The organism is Thioclava sp. DLFJ4-1 (assembly GCF_002020145.1).
Lineage (GTDB): Bacteria > Pseudomonadota > Alphaproteobacteria > Rhodobacterales > Rhodobacteraceae > Thioclava > Thioclava sediminum.
The window spans coordinates 811,599-829,590 of sequence record NZ_MPZT01000001.1 but is presented as its reverse complement, the minus strand read 5'-3'; the positions used below and the strand labels follow the sequence as shown (position 1 = coordinate 829,590).

The 17,992-nt window shown below is 65.0% G+C and carries 16 protein-coding genes and 1 tRNA gene; 8 read left to right on the top strand and 9 right to left on the bottom strand.

The window, feature by feature from the left end:
* Positions 1-23: 23 nt before the first annotated feature.
* Positions 24-1,382 (top strand): MATE family efflux transporter, encoded by a 1,359-nt coding sequence (locus tag BMI85_RS03760; protein WP_143594971.1) that lies wholly within the window; start codon positions 24-26, stop codon positions 1,380-1,382.
* On the opposite strand, the gene BMI85_RS03755 is transcribed toward BMI85_RS03760, so the two are convergent.
* The 3 genes from BMI85_RS03755 to BMI85_RS03745 all read right to left on the bottom strand — a co-directional run bounded on the left by BMI85_RS03755 (position 1,379) and on the right by BMI85_RS03745 (position 3,839).
* Entirely contained in the window at positions 1,379-2,590 is a 1,212-nt protein-coding gene (locus BMI85_RS03755) for a UbiH/UbiF family hydroxylase (RefSeq protein WP_078599542.1), read from the bottom strand. The two genes, BMI85_RS03760 and BMI85_RS03755, sit on opposite strands and share 4 nt — an antisense overlap.
* A 205-nt stretch (positions 2,591-2,795) precedes the next feature.
* Positions 2,796-3,023: a hypothetical protein gene (locus BMI85_RS03750; protein WP_078599541.1), complete on the bottom strand. Its 228-nt coding sequence runs from the start codon at positions 3,021-3,023 to the stop codon at positions 2,796-2,798.
* 114 nt (positions 3,024-3,137) lie between these two features.
* Positions 3,138-3,839, bottom strand: a complete 702-nt coding sequence (locus tag BMI85_RS03745; protein ID WP_078599540.1) for a pyrimidine 5'-nucleotidase — start codon at positions 3,837-3,839, stop codon at positions 3,138-3,140.
* 96 nt (positions 3,840-3,935) lie between these two features.
* On the opposite strand from BMI85_RS03745, the gene BMI85_RS03740 reads away from it, so the two are divergent.
* The gene (locus BMI85_RS03740) at positions 3,936-4,589 is read left to right on the top strand and encodes a GntR family transcriptional regulator (protein ID WP_078519773.1); all 654 of its coding nucleotides are present in this window, start codon (positions 3,936-3,938) and stop codon (positions 4,587-4,589) included.
* On the opposite strand, the gene BMI85_RS03735 is transcribed toward BMI85_RS03740, so the two are convergent.
* Both BMI85_RS03735 and carA read right to left on the bottom strand, forming a co-directional pair.
* Positions 4,590-6,485: a glycosyltransferase family 2 protein gene (locus BMI85_RS03735; RefSeq protein WP_246832476.1), complete on the bottom strand. Its 1,896-nt coding sequence runs from the start codon at positions 6,483-6,485 to the stop codon at positions 4,590-4,592.
* Positions 6,486-6,750: 265 nt separating this feature from the next.
* Positions 6,751-7,914, bottom strand: coding sequence for a glutamine-hydrolyzing carbamoyl-phosphate synthase small subunit (gene carA / locus BMI85_RS03730; RefSeq protein WP_078599538.1), 1,164 nt, complete (start codon positions 7,912-7,914; stop codon positions 6,751-6,753).
* A gap of 170 nt (positions 7,915-8,084) precedes the next feature.
* Between carA and BMI85_RS03725 the strand changes: the two genes are divergently transcribed.
* The 3 genes from BMI85_RS03725 to BMI85_RS21020 all read left to right on the top strand — a co-directional run bounded on the left by BMI85_RS03725 (position 8,085) and on the right by BMI85_RS21020 (position 9,277).
* On the top strand, positions 8,085-8,549 hold the full coding sequence (locus BMI85_RS03725) for a GatB/YqeY domain-containing protein (RefSeq protein ID WP_078519770.1): 465 nt from the start codon (positions 8,085-8,087) through the stop codon (positions 8,547-8,549).
* 81 nt (positions 8,550-8,630) lie between these two features.
* A complete protein-coding gene (locus BMI85_RS03720; protein WP_078539825.1) occupies positions 8,631-8,816 on the top strand; it encodes a DUF3008 family protein in 186 nt (61 codons plus the stop codon).
* Positions 8,817-8,875: 59 nt separating this feature from the next.
* A complete protein-coding gene (locus BMI85_RS21020; protein ID WP_143594970.1) occupies positions 8,876-9,277 on the top strand; it encodes a hypothetical protein in 402 nt (133 codons plus the stop codon).
* On the opposite strand, the gene BMI85_RS03715 is transcribed toward BMI85_RS21020, so the two are convergent.
* The 4 genes from BMI85_RS03715 to lipB all read right to left on the bottom strand — a co-directional run bounded on the left by BMI85_RS03715 (position 9,189) and on the right by lipB (position 13,005).
* Complete coding sequence (locus tag BMI85_RS03715; RefSeq protein WP_246832475.1) at positions 9,189-9,698, bottom strand: DUF2244 domain-containing protein; 510 nt, start codon at positions 9,696-9,698, stop codon at positions 9,189-9,191. The genes BMI85_RS21020 and BMI85_RS03715 overlap by 89 nt on opposite strands.
* Positions 9,699-9,826: 128 nt before the next feature.
* Entirely contained in the window at positions 9,827-11,497 is a 1,671-nt protein-coding gene (ctaD, locus tag BMI85_RS03710; protein ID WP_078539822.1) for a cytochrome c oxidase subunit I, read from the bottom strand.
* Between the two features lie 287 nt (positions 11,498-11,784).
* A complete protein-coding gene (locus tag BMI85_RS03705) occupies positions 11,785-12,216 on the bottom strand; it encodes a c-type cytochrome (protein ID WP_078599890.1) in 432 nt (143 codons plus the stop codon).
* A 114-nt stretch (positions 12,217-12,330) separates the two neighbouring features.
* Positions 12,331-13,005, bottom strand: a complete 675-nt coding sequence (lipB, locus tag BMI85_RS03700) for a lipoyl(octanoyl) transferase LipB (RefSeq protein WP_078599536.1) — start codon at positions 13,003-13,005, stop codon at positions 12,331-12,333.
* Between the two features lie 201 nt (positions 13,006-13,206).
* Between lipB and BMI85_RS03695 the strand changes: the two genes are divergently transcribed.
* From BMI85_RS03695 to BMI85_RS03685, 3 genes are all read left to right on the top strand, one after another.
* Positions 13,207-14,871, top strand: coding sequence for a peptidoglycan-binding domain-containing protein (locus BMI85_RS03695; protein ID WP_078599535.1), 1,665 nt, complete (start codon positions 13,207-13,209; stop codon positions 14,869-14,871).
* Positions 14,872-15,014: 143 nt separating this feature from the next.
* Positions 15,015-15,101, top strand: a tRNA-Leu gene (locus tag BMI85_RS03690).
* Between the two features lie 232 nt (positions 15,102-15,333).
* Positions 15,334-17,898, top strand: coding sequence for a hypothetical protein (locus BMI85_RS03685; protein WP_078599534.1), 2,565 nt, complete (start codon positions 15,334-15,336; stop codon positions 17,896-17,898).
* The last annotated feature ends 94 nt before the right edge of the window (positions 17,899-17,992 follow it).

The window sequence follows — 17,992 nt, the reverse complement described above, 5'->3', positions numbered from 1 at the left end:
TGCCTCAGTCGCAGAACCAAGCGATGCCTCTCGCCCGCCACGTGCGGGCGATCTTCACTTTGGGTCTGCCGCTGATCGGCTCCAACCTCGCGCAGATGCTGCTCAACGTGACCGATACGGTGATGGTGGGCTGGTATGGCGTCGAGGCGCTGGCGGCGCTGGTGCTGGGCACCTCCTATTTCTTCTCGATCTTCATGCTGGGCAACGGGATCGCGCTTGCGGTGATGGGGCGCGTCTCGGCAAGCCTGGGCGCGGATGACGAGGTGCAGGCGCGGCGCGACACTCGGATGGGGATCTGGCTGTCGATCCTGTTCGGGGTCGCGATGCTGCCGGTCTTCTGGAATTCCGGCGCGGTGCTGGAGATGCTGGGTCAGAAGTCCGAGATCGCGGCGCTCGCACAGGATTACCTGCGCATCCTCGGCTTCGCCCTCGCTCCCGGCCTCGCGATGATGGTGATCCGCTCGTACCTGTCCGCGCAGGAGCGAACGGCGGTGCTGCTCTGGATCACGCTGGGGGCTGTCCTGCTGAATGCGGGCGTCAACTGGATCCTGATCTTCGGCAATTGGGGCGCGCCGGAACTGGGTGTGCGCGGCGCGGCCATCGCTTCGCTGAGCGCGATGGTGCTGAACCTCGTGGCGCAGGCGATCTATGCCGCGCGTGCGCCGGGCCTGACCCATATCCGGCTGTTCCAGCGCTTCTGGCGACCCGATTGGGAGGCTTTCTGGATCGTTGCGAAAATGGGCCTGCCGGTGGGGCTGACCTCGGTGGCGGAAGGATCGATGTTTCAGGCCTCGGCGCTGATGATGGGCTGGATCGGCACGATTGAACTCGCCGCGCACGGGATCGCGCTGCAGGTCTCCTCGATCACCTTCATGGTGCATGTCGGCCTGTCGAATGCCGCCACCGTGCGGGCGGGCCGGGCGCATGGGAAGCGTGACCCGCGCCTTTTGCGTGACGGGGCGCGTGTGGTGACAGGGCTTTCCGTGGGCTTCGGTCTTCTGACGGTGGCGGTCTTCGTCTTCGCCGGTCCTTGGCTCACGCGGCTCTTTCTCGATGCCGACAATCCCGCCACGCCGGAGATCGTCCTTTACGGTGTGCGCTTCCTGATGGTCGCGGCGATTTTCCAGCTGTTCGACCTGATGCAGGTAATGGCGCTGGGCCTGTTGCGCGGCGTGCAGGATACGCGCGTGCCGATGTGGATGGCGGTGGCGAGCTATTGGCTGATCGGTATCCCGGCTAGCTACTTCCTCGCCTTCACGCTGGATTTCGGCGGCGTCGGGCTTTGGCTCGGCCTCGTGCTTGGCCTTGCCTCCGCGGGGGCGATGATGATGCGGCGGTTCTGGCGCGGGCCGTGGTTGCAGCCGCGCCAGTCAGTCGCTTAACGTACGCCGAGCCCCGCCTTCATCAGCGTCTTGCGCACCGGCCCGAGCGAATAGAGCGCGCCCAGAACGCCTGCGCGCAGGTCGCGCAGGGGCTGGGCTTCGACCATCGAGGCGCGGTTGAGCAGGTCGATCCCCACTTCGCGCGCCTTCACCTCCGGCCAGCGGCGGCGGTGATAGGCGTCGAGCATCTTCGCCTCGCCCAGATGCACCGGGTCTTCCTCGGCCAGTTTCAGAAGGCAGGCGAGATCGGCGAGGCTCATATTCAGCCCCTGCGCGCCGATCGGCGGAATGACATGGGCGGCCTCGGCGATCAGGGCCACGCGCTGGCCCGAGAACCGATCCGCGATCTGCGTCATCATCGGCCAGACGGCGCGGCGGGTCTCCAGCTTCAGCGGCCCGAGAAGCCCGGTCGAGCGTTCCATGATCGCCGCTTCGAATTCTTCCGTGGGCAGTGCTGCGAGGCGTTCGGCCTCGGCGGCGCGTTCCATCCAGACGATCGCGGAAGAGGGCTTGCCATCACGGTCGGGCAGCGGGACCAGCGTGAACGGCCCGCCCGAGCGGTGGATCTCGGTGGAGACGTTGTCATGCGGGATCGGGTGGGTGACCGCGAAGGCCAGCGCCTTCTGGCCATAGCGGATCGTCTTGACGCCAAGCCCCGCCGCTTCGCGCACGAAGGAATTGCGGCCATCGGCCCCGATCACGAGACGCGCACGCACATGGGTGCCGTCGGAGAGCGTCACCTCGGCACCGCTTTCGCGGGTCACGAGGCCGGTCGTTGCGACGCCGGGGCGGAAATCGACGAGCGGGTTGTCGGCCAGCGCGGCCACCAGCTCGCGGCGCAGGAGCCAGTTCGGGAAGTTCCAGCCGAAGGGTTCGTCGGACAGGTCCGCCGCGTCGAAATCGCGCGTCAGGCGCGCGGTCGGGCTTTCGCCGCCCGCATCCACAATCCGCATGATCTGCAGCGGCGCGGCATAGGGCAGGAGCCGATCCCAGATCCCAGCAGCCTGCAGCACCTCGCGCGACGGGCGCAGGAACGCGGTCGAGCGCATATCCGCGCCCTCTGCCGCCTCTTCCGTGACCGGCGGCGTGGGGTCGACGCAGATCGTGGTGAAGCCCGCCTGCCCGAAGGCTGCGGCTGCCGTCAGACCGGCGACGCCGCCGCCGGAGATCAGGATATCGGTGTCGATGGGTGTGCGGGTCTCGGCCATAGGGCGCCTCCGTCAATGTCCATGCCACTTTGCCCTCCGGCGCGGGCAGGTGCAATGATCCGCCGCCGGTATGCGACGCGGCGACACAGCGAAACGCAAGCCGGGGGCGTGGAGGTCCCCGCAACGCGCGGCGCAAAAAGAAACAGCCCGGATCGCGCGGATCCGGGCCGTGTTCGCCGAGGGCGAGAATTCTTCTAATGCGACGTCAGCCGCCTGCAGTCATCACCACGATGAGGGCGAGCATGATCCAGGTGGCGCCCACGGCCCAGAGGATCAGGCCGCCAAGGCCCATGATCGCGACCATGCCCGCGGCCAGAGCCACGACGACAAGCGCGAGGGTGAACATGAAAGCCGGCGAAATCTGCTTGTGCTCGGCTTCGGAATGATCGGCCACATAGGCCGAAACGCCGGAATCGGCGGTCGTCATGGTCATAATCGATTCTCCCGTTTGCTGTCTCCCTGACAGGCCACCGTGATTTAAAGATGCATCTCGTTTCGATAAAGATGCGAAGCCGTGCCATATTGTCGCAGCGCCGTCACTTTCCCTTCATGCGCGCGTGATTTTGCGCAGGAACCCGGCGAGATCGGCAGTGTGATAGTGGATGTGATCCTCCGGCGCGGGGGCAGGGGCGACATGCACGGTCTTCATCCCGATCGCATGGGGATGGCGCAGGTTGCGGGCGTCGTCCTCGAACATCGCACCGCGGTCGGGCGCGATCCCGGCCTGCGCGAAAACTCGGTCGAAAGCTTCGGCGCGCGGCTTGGGGTGGAACTCGGCGTGCTCGACGCCATAGATCCCGTCGAACAGCCCCGTCAGCCCGCGCGCCGCGATCACCCGCGTCGCATAGGGGGCCGAGCCGTTCGTGTAGACGATCTTGCGCCCCGGCAGGGCTTCGATGCCCTCGCGCAGCGCCTCATCCACCACCAGATGGTCGAGCGAAATCTCGTGCACCTCGTGCAGATAGGGGGCCGGGTCCACATCGTGCTCGTGCATCAGACCCGCCAGCGTGGTGCCGTAAAGCTGCCAGTAGTGGTTGCGCAGATGGTCGGCCCGCGCGCGATCGACGCCGAGCGAGCGCATCACGAAATCGGTCATCTTCACTTCGATCTGGTCGAAGAGCCGCGCCTCTGGCGGGTAGAGCGTGTTGTCGAGATCGAACACCCAGGCGTCGACATGCGCGAACTCGGCGGCGAGATCGCGGTCGGCAGGGGTGGCGGAGGCGGGGGCAGGCGCGGAGCTGTCTGTCATGGGCTGCAAGCTAGGTTGCGGGGCGCGCAGGTGCAATCTGCTTGTCACCGGGGGCGGCCCGCGCCTAATCTCTGGCAGAACGCGAAAGCAGGTTGCATGCAAAAAGACGCCTACACTCTCATACTCGACGCCATCGACGAAGGCGTTTACCGCCCCGGGGACCGTTTGGTCGAATCCGAATTGGCGGAGCGGTTCGGAGTGTCACGCACCCCGGTACGCGAGGCGCTGCAACGGCTGGAAACCCAGCAAATGCTGGCCCGCGACGGGCGGTCGCTGATCGTGGCCTCGCTCGATCACAACCAGCTGGCGGAGCTCTATATCGTACGCGCCGAACTGGAGGCGCTGGCCGCGCAGCTGGCGGCGAAACATGCGGCGCCCGAAGAGGTCCGCGTGCTGCAGAACATGATCGACGAGGATCGCGGGCAACTGGACGATCCCGAGGCGTTGAGCCGGGCCAATCGCCGGTTCCACCACCAAATTCACCTCGCCTCGCATAATCGTTACCTTGTCCAGCAGCTCGACCTCGTGCACCGCTCGATGGCGCTTCTCGCGACGACCTCGCTTGCGGTGAAGGGCCGGGGCGAGGCTGCGCTCGACGAGCATCAGGCGATTGTCGATGCGATCCGCGAAGGCAATGGCGATGCGGCTGCCTCGGCACTGCGCGCCCATATCTCGCGCGCCTTCGAGACGCGCCTCACGCTCGACGCTGCGCATCACGGCACGGCGGGCCACTGGGCCGAGGCGCTCTGATCAGCCGATAAGCGGCGCACGCGCCAGACGCTGCGGTCCGGGCTTTGCCCCGGCCTGTGCGGCTGCGACTTCCTCGAGAAGCCTGTGCTGCGCGCTGTCCGGCGCTGTGCTGCTATGGGCATCGAAAATGCCGTGGCTCGTCTTGTCCCAGTAGAAGGGCCGCGCGACCAACTCATACAGCGCCTTCCAGCCTGCCAGCGCCCCCAGCGGGTAATAGAGATGCAGCGTCGGCACCCATTTGATCAGATGGCGATGCTCCGCACCGCGGCAGGCCCAGGCCGAGGTCGTGATCGCGATCAGCTCCGACAGGAGGAAAGTGCCCATGACAAGCGCGAAGGCGGGGCCGGGCAGGGCGCTCGCGATCGGATGCCAGACCCCGAACAGCGCGAGCCAGAAGCTCCACAACACCGGGGCCAGAACATATTGCGAGAGCGATCCGAGGATCAGGATCTGCACCCCGATGAAGCGTTTCGTTCCGAGATCGCGCCAGAGCTGCACGGGATCGCGCATATGGACCGCCCAGGTCATCGCATAGCCCTTGAGCCAGCGTGAGCGTTGTTTGACCCAAGGCACAGCGCGGCAGTTGGCTTCCTCGTAGGTAACCGCCGGGATCAATTCGGTGCGGTAGCCGTGTCGCGCGAGGCGCACGCCGAGATCGGCATCTTCGGTCACGTTATGGGCGTCCCAGCCGCCCAGCTTCTCCAGTGCGTCGCGGCGGAAGAACAGGGTCGTGCCGCCCAGAGGCACGACGAAACCGAGCCGCGCGAGCCCCGGCAGGAACATCCGGAACCATGTCGCATATTCCACGGTGAAACAGCGTGCGAGCCAGTTGGTGCGCGGGTTGTAATAGTCGAGGATGCCTTGCAGACAGGCGGTCTCGGGCGGGGCCTCGAGAAAGCGTTGGGCGGCGATCTGCAGCTGATCGGGTTCGGGCGCGTCCTCGGCATCCCAGACGCCGATCACCGACCCCCGACAGAAGTTCAGCGCGTAGTTCAGCGCGCGCGGCTTGGTCTTGATCGGTCCGTCGGGCACCGTCACCACCCGCATCCAACGTGGCAGATCGGCACCGGAAAGGGCTGCCAGAGTCATTGCGTCGGTCTGCTCGACGACGAGGATCACGTCGAGCAATTCGCGCGGATAGCGCAGCTTGCCGAGCCGTTCGACCAGTCGTGCGGCGATGTCTGTTTCGCGAAAAAGCGGTACCATCATCGAGATGATCGGGAGCCGTCCCCTTGGCGCGCCACGGTCGCACGGGTCAGGGGCGGGACGACGGCGGGCGGTGAGTTCGCTCGCGAAAGCGGCGAGCTTGAGGGCCATGGAGCCCACGAGTGTCAGCATCACCCAAGCGAAGAGGACACCGATCAGCAGCGAGGGCGCGAACCACAGGCCGAGACCCGTCACCACGAGAAACCCCGCCGCAATCCGGCTTGCACGCTGTTCGTTATGGTCACGGCAACTCTCGGTCGGGTCGACCTTGATCTCGGCGCGGCGGATCAGGGCGGTCTGCCGACGGGCCAACAAGCTCTCGTGGATGCAGCGTTCCGGCGCCAGCACCAGCCTGTAGGGCGCGTGGCGCGCGGGTAGGGCGTCGCGCAGCGCTTCGAAATCCTCGGGCCGTGCGGTCGCGATGAGGGTTACGCCGCCCACGCGCCGCCACGGCACCATCGCATGCCTAAGGCACAGTTCCGCCCCGACAGCGTCGATCAGACGTGGATCGGGGGGAGAGGCCTGCAGATCGACGACCGAGGCGTGCCATTGCTCGGCCAGGGCCGCCAGCAGATCGGCCTCGCGCACCCAGCCATTCGCAATGAGAATGTCGCCCAGCCGTACATCCTCGCGTTGCCGCAATGCTGCGGCCTTGAGCAGATCGCCCGGGTCGACCACTCCCCGATCCAACAGGATTTGTCCCAGAGGTTGGCGCCGCGGGCGGTCGGGCTTAGGGCGCGTTATCGCGCCGGGCGAATTTGCCGCGGGCACGCGATGCGCATGCTCTGCTGGTTCTGCTATCGCCGCCGGTATTTCGAGAAGCTGTCGCCGCGCGCCGCCCATGCCAATCCTCGCATCTGTCCCGCAGGGCAGAATGCGAACGCTTGGTTAACATGGTGTTAACGCCCGCCGGGGCCGGTTAGGCATCACGGCGAGCGATTGGTCGGAGTGCAGCTTACGCCTTGCGCGCGCGCATCGCGGTCGCGAAGCGCTCGAACAGGTAGTAGCTGTCCTGCGGGCCCGGGCTCGCCTCGGGGTGATATTGAACCGAGAAGACCGGGCGATCGGATATGGCGATCCCGCAGTTCGAGCCGTCGAAGAGCGACACGTGGGTCTCGGAGACACCTTTGGGCAGGGTCTGGCTGTCGACCGCGAAGCCGTGGTTCATCGAGGTGATCTCGACCTTGCCGGTGGTCAGGTCCTTCACCGGGTGGTTCGCCCCGTGGTGGCCGTGGTTCATCTTGATCGTCTTCGCGCCGAGCGCGAGCGCCAGCATCTGGTGGCCGAGGCAGATGCCGAAGACCGGCAGCTCGGTTTCCAGAATGCCCTTGATCATTGGCACGGCATATTCCCCGGTGGCTGCCGGATCGCCCGGACCGTTCGACAGGAAGACCCCATCGGGCTCAAGCGCGAGCACGTCCTCGGTGGTCGCGGTGGCGGGCAGCACGGTCACGTCGCAGCCGGCCGAGGCGAGGCAACGCAGGATATTACGCTTTGCGCCGTAGTCGATGGCGACCACTTTTAGATCGTTGCCTTCGGCTTTCTTGTAACCCTCGGGCCAGGCCCACCGCATCTCGTCCCAGCGGTAGCTTTGCGCGCAGGTCACGTCCTTCGCGAGGTCGAGCCCTTCGAGCCCGGACCATTCGCGCGCCTTGCGCACCAGGGCCTCGATGTCGAAGACGCCATCGGGGTTGTAGGCGAGTGCCACATGCGGCGCGCCTTGCTGGCGGATCGCGCGGGTCAGGCGGCGGGTGTCGATGCCGCCGATGCCGATCCGGCCGCGTTTCTCGAGCCACTCGACCAGCGTCTCGGCCGCGCGCCAGTTCGACGGCTCGGTCGGGTCCCATTTCACCACCATGCCAGCGGCGACGGGATCGTTCGTCTCGTCATCTTCCGGGTTCACGCCGGTGTTGCCGATATGGGGGAAGGTGAAGGTCACCACCTGACCCGCATAGGAGGGGTCGGTCATGATCTCCTGATAGCCGGTCATCGAGGTGTTGAAGACCAGTTCGGCCACTGTCTCGCCGGGGCGGCCGAAACCCTTCCCGTAAAACAGCGATCCATCAGCGAGCGCGATCAACGCAGTGGGCTTTTCCGATGCGGACTGGCTTGCAGGCATGGCGCGACTCCCCGATGTCAAAATTCGCCGGAACCTAGACGCGCTGAACGCGGGGGTCAAGAGGCCATGAGGTAATTGCGAATTGCTTATTTATCAATGGCTTGCGGATGTTGTGCGCGTTTCGCAATGCCGCTATTCTGGCGCCTTCACTGAAGTAGGGACACGATGTGATGCAAATGCGCGATAAGATCGCCGCCGCGTTGAAAGCGGCGATGAAGGAAAAGGATCAGGAGCGGCTCTCGACGCTGCGGCTGGTGAACGCCGCCATCAAGGACCGCGAGATCGCGATGCGCGCCGAAGGCGAGGGCGAGGGCACTGTCGGCGACGCCGAAGTGCTTGCGATCATGGGAAAGATGGTGAAGCAGCGTCAGGAAAGCGCACGCGCCTATGAAGAGGGCGGTCGGCTGGAGCTGGCCGAGAAGGAGCAGGCCGAGATCCGCGTGATCGAGGACTTCCTGCCGCGTCAGCTGAGCGAAGATGAGGTGAATGCCGCCATCGAAGCCGCCATCTCGAAACTCGGCGCGGAGTCGATTCGCGACATGGGGCGCGTGATGGGCGAGCTGAAGGGCCAATATACCGGACAGATGGATTTCTCGAAGGCGGGCCCGATGGTGAAAGATCGTCTCGCCTCCTGATCTGACTTGGGTCTCTCGAGACTGGGAACAGCGCCCCCTTGTGGGGCGTTTTCTTTTGAGCATTTGTCAAAGGAGGCGGCGATGCCGGCGCAATCGAAAGCACAGCAGAAAGCAGCGGGCGCGGCGCTCGCAGCCAAGCGCGGCGAGACCAAGGTCGGCGATCTTCAGGGCGCGTCGAAGGAGATGTATGACAGCATGTCCGAAAGCGAGCTTGAGGATATTGCGAGCACGAAGCGCGAAGGCCTGCCCGACACCAAGGACGACTGAGCGGTGCCGCCAAGGCTGTGCCTGATGTCGAGTGACGAGTAATGTGTTTGGAGAAGTGGATGGGGCGTCTTCCGGGGTTGGCGGTGATTGGGGCGGTTGTCGGGCTGGCGGGATGTGTCCCGGAGCCGGGCCTGCAGGATCTGAAGCGAAGCTATCCCGACCGCACGCTTTACCATTTCAACTCTTCTGCCTTGGGTGGCGAGGTGAGCTATCTCTGCGCGCCGGGCAACACGCCGAGGGCCACCAAGGCCCGCGCGCGCAAGGCCCATGCCGCCTATGAGGCCGAAATACAAAGCTACGGCGACAGGTTCGCCGAGACGCTGGTCTCCGCTCTGGAGGCCGGAACCGGGGCGAGTTCCGCCGCGCAAGAGGTCAACCGGGACAGCGACGCCTGGGCGCGCGCGCGGCTGCAAGGCGGATCACGAGTTCGCGGTGCAGCTGGCGACGCTCTTCCGGCGTGAGAAACGCGCCGATCTCCACCTCGCGCGGGCCGCCGCGCAGGGTGAGGTAGGCTTCGACCGGCCCGCCCTTTCCATGCAGATCAGCCTGCACCCAATGCGGATTGGCCGCCCAGTCGCGCGAGGGTTTGCCCGGTTCGTGGCGGATCAGGTGCAGGTCCGGCCCGTTGAAGGTCAGGACCTCGAGCACCTCCCCGGTGCGATAGCTATGCGAGATTGCCCACCAGACGCCTGCGATGGCGAGCGCGATGAAGGGCAGCAGCCCCCACAGCTCCACATGGCCCAGCAGCGATAGGAGCGGCAGGCTGACCATGACCACCGTGGCCGCGATGAAGAAGACGAAGCCTTTGCGCGGCAGGGAACGATAGGGCCACAGGTGCAGCTGATCGGGCAGGGGCGCAGCCTCGGAGCGGGGCGCCTCCATGGTTTGGCCTTCGGTATCTGTCCAGCGATAGGGCATGATCCGCCCGGTCCTTCCTGCAACCTCTCGCCCTTTTGCAAACGGCCCCGGATCGCTCCGGGGCCGTTCTCGTTATCAGGAGATCTAGATCACTAGTGCGCGTGGGCGTGATCCCAATCCTCGCGCTTCGGGAGCTCCTCGAACGTGTGCTCCGGCGGCGGGGAGGGCAGGGTCCACTCCAGCGTGTCGGCATACTCGTTCCAGTAGTTGTTCTCGGTGACGCGCTTACCCTTGAACAGGGTGTAGAACACGATGCCGATGAAGAACACGAAGCTGGCGAACGAGATGAACGCACCGATCGAGCTGATGTAGTTCCAGGTGGCGAAGGCCTCCGGATAGTCGATGTAACGGCGCGGCATGCCCTGACGGCCCAGGAAGTGCTGCGGGAAGAAGATCAGGTTCGACCCGATGAACATCATCCAGAAGTGCAGCTTGCCGGCCCATTCCGGGTATTGGCGGCCCGACATCTTGCCGATCCAGAAGTAGACGCCCGCGAAGATCGCGAACACCGCCCCCAGCGACATCACGTAGTGGAAGTGCGCCACGACGTAGTAGGTGTCGTGATAGACGCGGTCGAGCGGCGCCTGCGACAGCACCACGCCGGTCACGCCGCCGATGGTGAACAGGAACAGGAAGCCGATCGCCCAGAGCATCGGCGTCTTGAACTCGATCGAGCCGCCCCACATCGTCGCGATCCAGCTGAACACCTTCACGCCCGTTGGCACCGCGATCACCATCGTCGCCACCATGAAGTAGCTCTGCTGGGTCAGCGACAGGCCCACCGTGTACATGTGGTGCGCCCAGACGACGAAGCCCAGAACACCGATCGCCACCATCGCGTAGACCATCGGCAGGTAACCGAAGACCGGCTTCTTGGAGAAGGTCGCGATGACGTGGCTGATGATGCCGAAGCCCGGCAGGATGATGATGTAGACCTCGGGGTGACCGAAGAACCACAGGATGTGCTGGTAGAGGATCGGATCGCCGCCACCCGACGGATCGAAGAAGGTGGTGCCGAAGTTACGGTCCATCAGCAGCATCGTGATCGCACCCGCCAGAACCGGCAGCGACAGCAGGATCAGCCAGGAGGTCACGAAGATCGACCAGGCAAACAGCGGCACCTTGTGCAGCGTCATGCCCGGCGTCCGCATGTTGAGGAAGGTCGTGATCATGTTGATCGCGCCGAGGATCGAGCTGGCGCCCGAGACGTGCACGGCGAAGATCGCGAGATCCATCGAATAGCCGCCCTCGTTAACGGATAACGGCGGGTAGAGAACCCAGCCCACGCCCGAGCCTGCGCCGCCACCACCGCCGGGGGCGAGTAGCGAGGCGATCCCGAGCGAGGTGCCCGCGACATAGAGCCAGTAGCTGAGGTTGTTCATCCGCGGGAACGCCATGTCCGGCGCGCCGATCTGGAGCGGCATGAAGTAGTTGCCGAAGCCCCCGAACAGCGCCGGGATGACGACGAAGAACATCATCAGGACGCCGTGATAGGTGATCATCACGTTCCAGAGGTGCCCGTCGGGGGTGCATTCCTCGGCCGAAGCGATGAAGCGCGCGCCCTCGGCGCACATGTATTGCACGCCCGGCTCCATCAGCTCGAGGCGCATGTAAACTGTGAACAGGACCGAGATCAGCCCCACCGCGCCTGCGGTGAAGAGATACAAGATCCCGATATCCTTGTGATTGGTCGACATGAACCAACGGGTAAAGAACCCGCGCGTGTCATGTGCGCCCTCGCCGTGAACGGCTGCGTCCGCCATAGTGATCTCCCATTTCTCCCGTCAGACCCGGGTCTCCCGTCCCTTTGGGCCTGAATGAACGGAGGTTATGAATATTTCGATGGCAGGGCAAGAATTCTGCACACGCAGCCGTGAAAAAATGTCGCAGCTCTGTCAGGCGTGAGTGATCCGTGATCTCGCGCCCTTTGCGGGCTGTGCGAGCGTCGGGGTTGCGCCGCGCGGGCGTTGCGAATCCGCGACGCTGGCACAAAAAAAAGCGGACCCTCGAAAGGGTCCGCCAACGAACGCGTGATGCGTTTATGTCGCGATCAGGACGCGGGCGCGTCGGGCGACACTTCTGCCGAACCGAGGTAAGCGGCGATGTCCGCCTGGTCCTTACGCTGTTTGTAGGCCATGCCGGATTTCGCCTTGGGATCGCCGGTCTGCTCCTCGAGGAACTTCGACGGATCGGTGATGTATTCGGCGAGCAGCTCTTCGGTCCAGACGGCGCCGGTCTCGGCGTATTCCTTGATCCCGTCCTTGTATTTATAGCCATCCACGGATGCGACCTTGCGGCCGATCACGTTGTAGAGGTTCGGGCCGACCTTGCCGCCTTTGTAGATCGCAGTGCCATCGGGGGCGACGATCGAGTGACAGGCCTTGCACCGCTTGAATTCGTTTTTGCCTTTCTCGACGTCCTGCGCAAGCGCGGGGCTCGCAACGGTGACGGCGGTGATCATGGCAATAAGGCTGAGTTTCATCGCGTCTTCCTTGTTCATTTTGAGACGAAGCTCGGGCCCTCCCGACCCGGCTTTCACAGGGCAGTCACGCTGCCTTGAAGGGCGTTCTAACATGCATGATTACCTATGTGTCCACTAAACTTCTGAGGTCGCATTTAGTTTACTCACAAAAATGCGACAGAATGTCGCACGTAGCGCGAGATCAAGATCGGCCATTTCGACCGGCAGGCCGAGATCGACGAGGCTGGTCACCCCGTGTTCGCGAATCCCGCATGGCACGATTCCCTCGAAATGCGACAGGTCCGGCTCCACATTGATCGAGATGCCGTGGAAGCTGACCCATTTGCGCAGCTTCACCCCTATCGCGGCGATCTTGTCCTCGCGCAGGTTGCCATCCGCCGCCTTCGGCTTGTCCGGGCGCTGGACCCAGACGCCGACGCGACCGTCGCGAATCTCGCCCTTCACGTTGAATTCGTCGAGCGCGGCGATCACCCAATCCTCGAGCTGGCGCACGAAGCAGCGCACGTCGCGCCCGCGCTTGTTGAGATCGAGCATGACATAGGCGACGCGCTGGCCGGGGCCGTGATAGGTGTATTGGCCGCCGCGCCCGGCCTCGAAGACGGGAAACCGGTCGGGATCGACGAGATCTTCGCGCTTCGCCGAGGTTCCCGCCGTGTAGAGCGGCGGGTGCTCGAGAAGCCAGATCATCTCCTCGGCCTCGCCCGAGGCGATCTTGGCCACGCGGTCCTCCATGAAGGCCAGTGCCTCACGATAGGGGACCGGGCTGTCACTTACGCGCCATTCGACCATTTCTTAACCTCACCCGCCGGAATTCCTCACCCGGCGTCTTTATTCCTTGCCACATCACCGATTCGGAGCGCAAACTTGACCTATTGGTAAGGTCGCGCACCCCCCGCGCCGGTCACATTCCGACCGGTCCTGTCGTGCAGAAACATGGAATTTGCGGGGCAACAGGCAAGACCGGAAGTTATTTGATTGGAGGGTTCAGGGATGAAACACAAGTTCGTTCTGGCGGGTCTTGCGCTCGCCGTCGCTACGGGTGGTCCGGCAGGGCCGGCGCTGGCGGGCGGCTCGGATATCGTGGGCGGGGTGATCGGAGGGATCATCGGCGGCGCGATCGTGAACGAGGCCAACCGCCAGCCGCGCACGGTCACCAAGCGCACCTATTACAAGAAGCCGACCATGTCGTCGGCGCAGCGCGAGGCCAATCGCGAAGTGCAGGTCTCGCTCAACCACTTCGGCTGGAATGTCGGCACGCCGGACGGGGTTCTGGGGCGCAACTCGCGCTCGGGCATCTCGCAATATCAGGCCTTCATGGATTTCCCGATCACGGGCAAGCTGACCGATCTGGAGCGCACCATCCTGACCACGTCGTATCAGAAGGCGAGCCTGGGCGGCGCGGCGGTCACTCAGACGATCTCGACCCACCCGCAAGGGATGCGCGGGCTTCTCTTTCAGACGCGCGAGCAGATGCTGGGCACGGGGAAATCCACCTACGCTGGTAATTCGATCGGCGGCTTGCCGCCTCAGATTTCCGAGGCCGTATTCGAGATCGCGCGCAGCTCCAACGTGGAGCCGCAGCAGCTTATGGCGCGGTCTGGTTTCGTGCAGCTGGCCGATCTGAACAATGACGGGCGCACCGATTATCTACTCGACACGTCGGTTCTGGGGCCCGGCTTCTGGTGCAACGACAAGAGCTGTGCGGTGCGGGTCTTCGCCTCGACGCCGAGTGGTTTCTCGCGCAACGACTTCCAAGCCTATAACGCGACGCCTGCGATATTCACCTGTCAGGCGGGGGCGTGCCAGAAGACCGATACGGGGGCCCAGAGCAACGCGCCGGTAACGGCTGCCGCGCCAGCGCCTGCTCCGGCACCAGCCGCGCCGTCCTTCGCGACGCAGATGGCCTCGCAGCCTGCGCCCGCGATGCCGTCCTTTGTTGCACCCGCGCCGGTTACGGAACCCGTGCCGGTGTCGCTTGCGTCTTTCTGCGCGAAGACCAGTCTCGTCACCTCGTCCAATGGCGGCTTCGCGACCGAGGCTTCGCTGACCGATCCGGGGCAGGCCTTGGGCGAGCAGTTCTGTCTTGCGCGCGGCTATGCCTTGGACGAGGGCGCGGAGCTGGAGGCCAATATCGGCGGCTTCACACCCGAACAGATCGCCGCGCAATGTCGCGATTTCGGCGCGCTTCTCTCCGAGCAAGTGGCCGCTGTCGGAACCACCCCGCGCGAGGCGACGCTTGCCAAGGTGAAAAGCTTCATCGACGGCTCGGGGATGAGCCCGGCGCAGCTCTCGGGCACCGCAAAGGTCTGCCTGTCGGTCGGCTACCGCACCGACGACATGGATGTGGCGCTGGGCTCGGCGCTGGTTCTGGGCGGTCTGGGCGAGGGCGCCTATGACGAATTGGTCGGCCATCACCTGATGGAGGGAATCGGTACGGCTGAGCGCGCCGATCTCGCGATGGGCTGGTATGAGAACGCGCTTTCCGCGCAGCCGGTCTTCGCGCCCGCGCAGCCCGAGCGCAGCGGTCTGATCCGCAAGGCGGCCCTGATGATGAACGGTCGCGCCGACGCCGCTACGGCGCCGAAGCCCGCGATGGCGCTGCCGAGCTTTGCGGCGAAGGCAGCGGAGCTCGTGGAAACCGCGGCGCCGCAATAACCTGCACCGCGCGACAGGCCGGGACCGCCCGGCCTGTCGCAACGGCAAGAGCGCGAATGCGAAAAATTCTCGCCAATCCCGAAATACCCCCTTTTCATCCCCCAAGCCTTTGGCTAATACGCGCCACACCAAGCCTAGACAGTGCGGTCGTGGCGGAATTGGTAGACGCGCAGCGTTGAGGTCGCTGTGGGGTAACTCCCGTGGAAGTTCGAGTCTTCTCGACCGCACCATTTCTCTCCTGAAGAGAAAGCTGACAGACCCGAGGCGGGTGTTCCCTAGATCGAAATATTACGTCCCGCCGTAGATGCGCGCGCATTTTTTCACATCTCCAGTTTTGGCAGTTTCCATTTGTTTTCAAAGGCCTGATGGCCTTGGGTGGGCACCGTGCGCTCGGTTCAAAGCTCGGTAGGGCCTCTTGCTGATCCTATCCCTCGACAGCGGCTTACCCTGAGCGAGGATCGCATGACCTGCCACATCACCGGAATCGTCACATCCCCAGACGGGACGATTAGCGCCAATTGCACCGTCAGCTTCGAGCGGCTGGGCGGAATCGTCTCGACCGTCGAGCAAGGCGGCGTCACGGTGCGCGTGCCGCGGATCGTCTCTGCCCAGACCGACGCGGAAGGCGCGCTCGCGATCGATCTGCCTGCGGGCGACTATCACGGCACCTGTTTCGGTGACGCGTGGGAATTGCATTGGGAGTTTCTGGCTCGGGTGCCCGATGCGCCAAGCGAGAGTTTCGCCAATTGTATCGCGACTGCCCCTGAGGAAGCGCCCGCAGATACGCCGCCCTCGGAGGCGAGCGCGGTATATGTCGCGCTGGCGCAGGCTTGGGCGGAAGGCACGGCCCCGGGCGGGCCGGGCACGCAAAGCGCGCAGGCGTGGGCGGAGGCGGCGCAGGCCGGGGAACAAGCGGCGGGCATAGAGGCGACGGCGGCGGCGGCGGCCAGCGCGGCGGCTGCGGAGAGCCGGGCGGCGGCGGAACTGGCGCGCGATGCCGCGATGCTGAGCGGAGGAGTTCATGCGAGCGTTGCCGACGGGCTCGGGGCCACGGCGGAAGGCGCGCATTTCAGTGTGGCTAGCGAGGGCGCGCGTTTCGCGACGCTCTACCGTCACGCGGCCGGAGGCATCGCCGAGGAAGTCGCGAGCTACCCGTCTTCTGAAGCGCTGGCGGCGCGGAGTTTCTCTGGTACGCGCTCGGTCTTCGGCGGCAACGACTTTCGAGACGGTGCTGCAGGGTGGGCCATCTCGGGGGCGGATGCTGTAAGCTGGGCCCCCGAGGGAGCAGAGGTCGCGCGGAGCCTGTCGGGGCAAAGCTTCGGCGCGATGCTGATCTACAAAGACGTCCCCGGCGCGGGCGTCGATCTGGTCGCGGGGCATCGCTACGCGCTTTACGCCGATTTCGACGCGGAGGGCGATGTGGCAGCCAGCGGCATCGATACGCTCGGCTGGCGTCCCTTCGTGCTGCAATCCACGCCGGGATCGGCGATGGACGCGCTGCGCGTGCAGGTGGGCGAGAGCGGTGCGCCGATCCGCCACCGTATCGCGCGGTGTTTCATCGCCGAGACGAGCGCCACGCGCGGTAATCCCTATATCGAGTTCGCGAGCCCGCGCGACGGGAGCGATCAGAACCTCCTGACGCTGTCGCTGAAGCTTACGTTGCGCTGCTTCATGCTGGTCGATCTGGGCGTGGCCGGCGAGCCCGCTTTCGACCTCAGCGAAACGGAGGTGGCCGAGGCGCTGGCGCGGCTTGGTGCCCCCTATCATCCGCTGCCCGAGACCGCGCAGGCGATCAGCTTCGACGCGGTGCGTGCGGTCCAGACGGGCTACGCTCAGCAGGCGGGGCTGGCGGCTCGCGCCGATCTTGCCGACATGGCAGAGGCGCTGCGTTCCCCTTGGGAGGGAAAGCGGGTCATCACTTTGGGCCATTCGCTGGTCTCGCAGGTCATGTGGCAACCGCATCTGCGCGAGATGCTGGCGCTTGAGGGGCACTCGGTGCGCGGGATTTCGGGCGGCACCTTGCAGCCCAAGCCGGGCGAGGGTGTGACAGGTATGTTTTCGCGCGACTATATGGCGGGGCTCGCGAACGACCTGATCAATTTCAGCGATGCGACCGCAGGAAACGCGACGACGCTGGGCCTGAGCGCGGAAATCCGCGACCGGAGTGCGGCGACGATCTTCTGGCTCGGCGCGAATGACGGGGTGATGGATCTGGCCAATGCCGGGTATCAGACCCTCGCGCTCGATGGGGCGCAGATCGCGAGGCTAGCGGCGAAGGTGGCGGCGCTCACCGCGGGGCATTTCGCAGGCCCCGCAGAGGGGCTCGCGGCGACGCAAGCCGGGGCCTATTTCACGGCCCCCGGCACGCAGCCCGGCTTCGATATCCTCTATGAGCATCGCAATGCCGGCAGCGCCGAGGCGCGCGCGGTCTATCACGTTGCGCAGCCCGGCATCGCTTATAGTTGCGACCGGATCATGACCGAAACAGAGCAGGACGAGTTCGAGGCGCGCAACGCCGCGGATGGCGCGCAAGCCTTCCTGTCGGCGCCGCTGAGCACCGGGCATATCGTGACCTATGAAGGTCTCTGGCACACGATGGTCGCCAATTATCTTGCGGCGAGCGGCTTCGATGGGGTGCCCGATCATCGGCTGTTCATCGTGCGTGAGCCGCAGGCCTTCTGGTCTTTCGATGGGACGCTCGACTGGCCGCAAGGGCATTTCGAGCGCAACGCGGTGCATGCGCGTGTGGCCGATCGCTGGGGGATCCCGTTGATCGATCTGTGGGGCGAGAGCGGCATCAACCTCGCGACGCGCGGCTGGTATCTCGCGGTCGAGGCGGGAGGCAATCTGCTCATCCATCTCAACGACCGCGGCGGACGCCTCTGCGCGAACCGGGTGGCGACGCGGATGGCGCAGTTTCCGCCGCTCGATCCGGCGGGGGCATCGGATGGCGCGGCGCTGTCGCTGCCCGTGAACGCGTCCGGCCTCGCGCCGTGGCAACCCGACAATACGGTCACGCCGGGCTGAACCCCGACCGATTTATCTCAAATCGCAAGAACTCTCTCGCGCGCGTTAACCCTGCCTTGGGAGACGCGCGCGATGATCGCCCCTGGGTGAAACC